Source organism: Virgibacillus sp. DJP39 (genome assembly GCF_049310925.1).
Lineage (GTDB): Bacteria > Bacillota > Bacilli > Bacillales > Amphibacillaceae > Virgibacillus_F.
Genome location: NZ_JBMERP010000129.1, coordinates 1 through 6621, shown reverse-complemented (window position 1 = coordinate 6621; position 6621 = coordinate 1). Strand labels below are relative to the sequence as shown.

Annotated in this window: 6 protein-coding genes; 5 read left to right on the top strand and 1 reads right to left on the bottom strand. The window is 38.8% G+C overall.

Annotated elements, in window-relative coordinates:
* Positions 1 to 68: 68 nt before the first annotated feature.
* The 5 genes from ACOI1D_RS20780 to ACOI1D_RS20760 all read left to right on the top strand — a co-directional run bounded on the left by ACOI1D_RS20780 (position 69) and on the right by ACOI1D_RS20760 (position 5852).
* On the top strand, positions 69 to 1730 hold the full coding sequence (locus ACOI1D_RS20780; protein ID WP_422504016.1) for a peptide ABC transporter substrate-binding protein: 1662 nt from the start codon (positions 69 to 71) through the stop codon (positions 1728 to 1730).
* Between the two features lie 182 nt (positions 1731 to 1912).
* Complete coding sequence (opp3b, locus tag ACOI1D_RS20775; RefSeq protein WP_422504014.1) at positions 1913 to 2845, top strand: oligopeptide ABC transporter permease; 933 nt, start codon at positions 1913 to 1915, stop codon at positions 2843 to 2845.
* Complete coding sequence (opp3C, locus tag ACOI1D_RS20770) at positions 2842 to 3849, top strand: oligopeptide ABC transporter permease (protein WP_422504013.1); 1008 nt, start codon at positions 2842 to 2844, stop codon at positions 3847 to 3849. The genes opp3b and opp3C overlap by 4 nt, the downstream gene beginning before the upstream one ends.
* Before the next feature lie 16 nt (positions 3850 to 3865).
* On the top strand, positions 3866 to 4909 hold the full coding sequence (locus ACOI1D_RS20765; RefSeq protein WP_422504011.1) for an ABC transporter ATP-binding protein: 1044 nt from the start codon (positions 3866 to 3868) through the stop codon (positions 4907 to 4909).
* Positions 4884 to 5852, top strand: coding sequence for an ABC transporter ATP-binding protein (locus ACOI1D_RS20760; RefSeq protein WP_422504010.1), 969 nt, complete (start codon positions 4884 to 4886; stop codon positions 5850 to 5852). The genes ACOI1D_RS20765 and ACOI1D_RS20760 overlap by 26 nt, the downstream gene beginning before the upstream one ends.
* Before the next feature lie 237 nt (positions 5853 to 6089).
* On the opposite strand, the gene ACOI1D_RS20755 is transcribed toward ACOI1D_RS20760, so the two are convergent.
* Positions 6090 to 6590: a spore coat protein gene (locus ACOI1D_RS20755; protein WP_422504018.1), complete on the bottom strand. Its 501-nt coding sequence runs from the start codon at positions 6588 to 6590 to the stop codon at positions 6090 to 6092.
* Positions 6591 to 6621: the final 31 nt, after the last annotated feature.

The window sequence follows — 6621 nt, the reverse complement described above, 5'->3', positions numbered from 1 at the left end:
TAAACGTAATACTTTGTAAAAATTAATACTATTCAAAAAAATCAAAAGATAATACAGGGGGGAAATTAATGAAGACCAAATCGAGATTAAAAATGTTTTTGTTACTGTTTGTTGCATTTCTTTGTCTCTTACTGACGGCCTGTAATTTTGATTCATCTGAGGAGAGCGGTGGTAATTCAGATTCAAACAAAAAAGATGACAAAAAAGGTGGAGTTGAACAGGTACTAAATTTATCTGAAAGTGCAGAAATTCCAACCATGGATTCTGTACACGCCCATGATGGTGTTTCATTTACTGCTTTAAACAACGTAAATGAAGGTTTATATCGACTGAGTTTAGATCATAAAGCAATACTTGCTATAGCAAGTGAGCATAAGGCTAGCGAAGATGGTTTAGTCCATACATTTACGCTTCGTGATGCGAAGTGGAGTAACGGTGAGCCAGTAACTGCACATGATTTCGTTTACTCATGGCAGAGAATATTCAAAGATACCGGGCATTATGCAAGTATGTTTGAAACAGCAAAAATACTTAATGCAACAGAAATTTTAGCTGGAGATAAATCTGCAGAAGAACTTGGGGTCAAGGCCTTAGATGATACAACCCTTGAGGTAACGTTGTCTGGACCTAACCCGCTCTTAGCACAAAACCTTACATTCCCATCCTTTCTACCACAAAATCAGGAATTTGTAGAAAGTCAGGGAGATCAGTATGCTCTTGAGGCCAACAATTTGTTATTCAATGGTCCATTTATTCTATCAGAATGGAAGCATGATCAGAGCTGGCAATATAAGAAAAATCCAGATTACTGGGATGCTGAAACAGTTAAATTAAACGAAGTTAATGTGTTTGTAGTAAAAGAAGCATCAACAGAATTAAACCTTTACGAAACAAACGAACTTGATCGTATAAATCTTAGCGCTTCTACCGTCGATCAATACCAAGATGATGAAACATTTAGTTTGGTTGATGACGCTGAAATTAGATTTCTTCGATTCAATCACAATCTTGAAACGTTAGGGAACGAAAATATACGCCGTGCGATTGACATGGGGTGGGATAAAAAAGCTCATGCCGAAGTTATCCTAAACAACGGTTCAAAACCTTTATACGGATTGGTACCAGAAGGGTTTTCTACTTCTCCTGGTAATGAAGGTTTCCGTGAACTGAATGGACCTTTCAATCAAGGAACGTATGAAGAAGCACAGGGATTTTTGGATAAGGGACTCGAAGAAATTGGAAAAGAATCTGCGACTATTTCCATTATGTCTTCAGATGATGAATCCATGATGAAGACTGCTGAATATTTAAAGAACCAATTAGAAACAAATTTGTCAGGATTAACTGTTGAGATAAAAGTTGTACCTTTCGAACAGAGATTAGAGCTAGAAAAAGCAGTTGATTATGGTATTTCTATTTCATCATGGGGGCCAGATTACAATGACCCAATGACCTACATTGGAATGTGGGTAACAGATGGTTCTGCAAATAGAATGGATTACTCTAATCCAGATCTAGACGCACTTGTGGCTAAAATTAATGAAGAGAAAGATCCTGCTGCGCGTTATGAGATGATGTTGGAGGCAGAAAAATTGCTATTTGACGATGCTGCGATAGGTCCTGCTTACCAGGTAACAAACGCAGTTCTACAACGTCTAAATATTCAAGACTTAGCTTATCACCCAAGTGGTGCAGAATTTAGTTTCAAATGGACGTATATTTCAGAGTAAATACAAGTGAAGAAATACTTTTTTAGGATGTTAATTACTGGTACATCCACTTTTTCACCTAAAATCATGTTGTTCTCAAGGTATTAAATAAAAGAAAAAATTCGCCATTCGCTACCTAGTTTGAGGCGAATGGCGAGTTTTTGATATTCACTCAACAAGACAGGATAAGTGGGGGTGTGGTTGTGAAAGGTTATATATTTCAACGTATAGGTTACATGCTTATTACACTATTTATAGTTATTACTGTCACCTTTTTTCTGGTTAAACTTCTACCTGGTACGCCATTCAGTAATCCCGAAAAACTATCAGAACAGCAATTGGTGTTAATGAATGCAAAATACGGACTCGATAAGCCGGTAGCGATTCAATATATAAAGTATTTAGGTAATTTAGTAACAGGTGATTTAGGTCTTTCCTATCAATATGAAGGGCGCTCTGTAAACAGTATCCTCAGTAGTAGAATTGGTCCCTCATCTTTAATTGGTTTTCAGGCACTTGTTATAGGTACCGTAATCGGTTTAATCCTGGGAATCATTTCAGCTTTAAGGCACAACACTTTTTTGGATTATGGCTCAGTATTTATTGCTGTGCTTGGAATGTCGATTCCGTCTTTTGTTTTTGCTGCACTGATGCAATATTATGTTGGGGTAAAATTAGGTTGGTTACCGGCAGCATTATGGCAAGGGTATGAGTATACGATCATGCCTTCCATTGCGCTTTCCGTTATTGTTGTTGCTACAGTGGCCCGTTTTATTCGAACAGAAATGCTGGAAGTATTGGGGCAAGAGTATATTACAACAGCTAAAGCAAAAGGACTTAGTGAAAAGGTGGTCGTGGTTAAACACGTTATCCGTAATGCGATAATTCCAGTTGTGACGATGCTTGGACCCTTGGCTGTTGCTATTATGACAGGTACGTTGGTTATAGAGAAAATTTTCTCAGTGCCTGGTCTTGGGGAACAATTTACAAAATCTGTATTGGTAGATGATTATAGCGTTATTATGGGCATTACATTGATGTATAGTGCACTGTTTATTGGAGTGGTTTTACTGGTGGATATTTTATACGGGATTATAGATCCACGCATCAGTATAAAAGGTGGTGGTAAAAAATGATTCCAGAAAAAAGGGAAATCACCCAGGATATGTTTGTGCCATCCCCAGTAGACGCTAGTAAAAGGGAAGAAATTGCTTCGCCTCCTGTATCTTTTTGGAAAGAGGCCTGGAGAAGATTAAAAAAAAATAGAGGGGCTTTCTTGGGGCTTATTACTATTATTTTGTTAACGGTATTTGCGTTAGGAGGTCCTTTTTTAAACAGTTATTCACATGTTGATCAGGATCTGCTGCGTTCTAACTTACCTCCGCTTGTTCCTGGTTTAGAATGGCTTGGATTTAATGGGGAGGATGTCAATGGTACAAACCAATACGAGGCTAGGGGTATCACTAAAGCCTCTTGGTTTGGTACGGATGAATTTGGTCGTGATTTATGGACCAGGGTGTGGAAGGCTACTCAAATATCTTTGTTTATCGCCCTCGTTGCTGCCTTCCTGGATTTAGTTATAGGTGTTGCTTATGGAGGAATTTCTTCCTTTTATGGTGGCCGGATAGATAATATTATGCAACGTATCATAGAAGTTCTTATGGGAATTCCAAATTTAGTTGTAATTATTTTATTTATCATAATTCTTGAACCGGGCATTACTTCAATCATCCTAGCCATGGTTATCACAGGCTGGGTTGGTATGGCACGTGTTGTTCGAGGACAAATTTTACAGTTAAAGGGTCAGGAGTTCATTCTAGCGGCTCGTAACTTAGGATCATCTAACGCAAAGATAATTTGGCAACATTTAATTCCCAATGCTATGGGACCAATTATAGTTACGTTGATGTTTACTATACCTACTGCGATTTTCTTTGAAGCATTTTTGAGCTTCATAGGGCTGGGTCTGCAACCTCCACTTGCTTCCTTGGGTGTATTAATTGAAGATGGTTACACGTCAATGCGCTTCTTTCCCTATAAATTAATTTTTCCAAGCATAGTTATCAGTGCTATTATGATCAGCTTTAACCTTTTGGCAGATGGATTAAGAGATGCACTAGATCCTAAAATGAGGAAGTAAGAGAGGGGGCGGCATTATGACAGAAAAAATATTATCCGTAGACCAACTGCACGTTTCTTTTCGAACGCATGAAGGAGAGGTGAAAGCTACACGAGGAGTCAGCTTTGAGTTGGAAAAAGGTGAAACATTAGCGATTGTTGGGGAGTCTGGTTCAGGTAAATCAGTAGCTGCAAAAAGTTTGATGAGGGTACTCCCCAAACAAAATTGTATGATAAAAGACGGTCAAATTCTTTATGAAGGCAACGATCTATTAAAATTAAGCGAAAAAGAAATGGAAAAAATCCGTGGATCAGAAATGTCAATGGTATTCCAGGATCCAATGACCTCACTTAATCCAACGATGCCCATAGGTAAACAAATTATGGAAGGATTAAAGAAACACCAGCATCTTCGTAAAAAAGATGCATTAGCAAAAGCTAAAGAACTTCTTGAGCTTGTAGGTATTCCAAATGCAGCGGAACGAATGAACGAATATCCACATCAGTTTTCTGGGGGAATGAGGCAGAGAGTAGTAATTGCTATAGCACTCGCATGTAATCCGAAAGTTTTAATTGCTGATGAACCTACTACGGCCCTTGATGTAACTATACAAGCGCAAATTTTAGACTTGATGAAAGCCATCCAAAAGAAAACAGGAACTGCAATTATTATTATTACCCATGATTTAGGTGTTGTGGCTAACATGGCCCAACGCGTAGCTGTGATGTACGCTGGAGAAATTATAGAAACGGGAACTGTAGACGAGATTTTTTTCGAGCCAAAACACCCTTATACATGGGGATTGCTATTATCTATGCCTAACCTGCACGGCGATCGGTCAGTTCCGTTGATTCCAATTCCGGGCAGTCCACCTGATCTAGCCCATTTGTCGGAAGGGTGTCCATTCGCAGATCGTTGTTCACATGCCATGGAAGTTTGTCACCACTTCTCACCGGCAAGTACGAGAGTATCTGGAACTCATGCCGTCTCGTGCTGGTTAGAAGATGAGCGGGCACCACAGGTAGAAAGACCACATGGAGTGGAGGGATTATCTGATGATAGACAAAGAAAAGTTACTTGAAGTTAAAAATCTAAAGAAATATTTCACCGCGGACAAAAAACAAGTATTAAGAGCTGTAGATGATATTTCCTTTGACGTCTATAAAGGTGAAACGCTAGGTTTGGTAGGAGAATCTGGATGCGGGAAGTCAACAGCAGGCCGTACTATTAACAATTTGTACAACGCTACTTCAGGACAGGTAATATACAATGGAGAAGATATTCTAGTTAAGAGATCCCCAGATGAGATAAAAGATATGAACAAAAAAATGCAAATGATATTTCAGGATCCATACTCTTCTCTAGATCCAAGATTGACTGTATTAGAAATTATATCAGAAGGAATACGTAACCATTATCCAGACTTAAATAAAGAAGAAAGACAGGTTAAAGTAATTGAATTACTTGAATTAGTAGGGTTAAACAAAAAACATGCAAACCGCTATCCACATGAGTTTAGTGGTGGCCAAAGGCAGCGCATAGGAATTGCAAGAGCGCTTGCTGTTGAACCGGAATTCATAATCGCTGATGAACCCATTGCAGCGCTTGATGTTTCCATACAGGCACAAATCGTTAACTTACTAAAAGAGTTGCAACAGGAGAAAGGCCTAACCTATTTATTTATTGCACATGACTTATCGATGGTCAAACACATCAGTGATCGAATAGCTGTTATGTACCTTGGGGGGCTTGTAGAATTGACAGATAGTGAAGAGCTATACAGTGATCCTTTACATCCATATACACAAGCGTTACTATCAGCAATTCCAATTCCAAATCCTGTGATTGAGAGGTCACGTGAACGTGTTATTTTGACTGGGGATGTTCCCGATCCTTCCAATCCCCCAAGCGGTTGCCGCTTTCGAACACGTTGCCCGGCAGCTATGGACATTTGTGCAAAAGTTCTTCCCACGTGGCGGGAAGTGAAAAAACAGCACTATGTTGCTTGCCATCTTTACGAATAGCAACGCAGTCTACAGTTCAATTTATCAGCGACTAATGGATAGTCCTAGTTAATGCCTCATTTCTTCTTATTAAACTGTAGCGGATCTTCTTTATAATCTTAAGACAAACCTATATCGATGGAATGGGTTTGCCTTAAGGTTTTTTGCGTTTGATTGTAGTAGTCAGTCTAAACTACGGGCTGTTTGTATAAGTAACTGCTTTTCTGTAGATAAGGAGGTAGTAAAACCCACGTTGAATTATGATTCTCTGTATGACATATCCAATGCTTTGGTAGCAATTCTCACGTCATTTTTTAGTAACTTCTCCAGGTCATAGGATGGATAAAGTCCATTTTCATTCATATATTCATAGACCTCTCCATGGAGTAAGATAGCTTTTAATAACTGCTCGGTTAATGTTTCCCTCAATACTGGTGTCGCGGTCTCGGTAATTGCTATAGCATAATTCCTCACAGCCGTTTTAGCAAACACCAATAGGTCTCCGGAATAGAATCCAGTGCCTAATTTTCGTGAATCGTAATCCATGTTAGGGTTAGGGGCTATCTTATAGAACTTTAGCAATTCATGGATGTTTTTCTCCAGATTCTTAATTGCGGTTACATAAAGTAATCGTAGTTCTTTGTCTTTAATTTCACCTACTGATTCTTTAAGTTTCATTAGTCCAAGGGATTGAAATGCAACTAGTTCATGAACTTCAAGTGTCTCATGCCATGCAAGATGATTAGGGTAATCTGCCATTGATTTTTCCTCCTTCTTCAAGTCAGTTGTA

Excerpts from the sequence above, each read along its gene's own strand:
- ACOI1D_RS20755 (WP_422504018.1), bottom strand. The coding sequence starts at position 6,590 with ATGGCAGATTACCCTAATCATCTTGCATGGCATGAGACACTTGAAGTT.
- ACOI1D_RS20760 (WP_422504010.1), top strand. The coding sequence starts at position 4,884 with ATGATAGACAAAGAAAAGTTACTTGAAGTTAAAAATCTAAAGAAATAT.
- ACOI1D_RS20765 (WP_422504011.1), top strand. The coding sequence starts at position 3,866 with ATGACAGAAAAAATATTATCCGTAGACCAACTGCACGTTTCTTTTCGA.
- ACOI1D_RS20780 (WP_422504016.1), top strand. The coding sequence starts at position 69 with ATGAAGACCAAATCGAGATTAAAAATGTTTTTGTTACTGTTTGTTGCA.
- opp3C (WP_422504013.1), top strand. The coding sequence starts at position 2,842 with ATGATTCCAGAAAAAAGGGAAATCACCCAGGATATGTTTGTGCCATCC.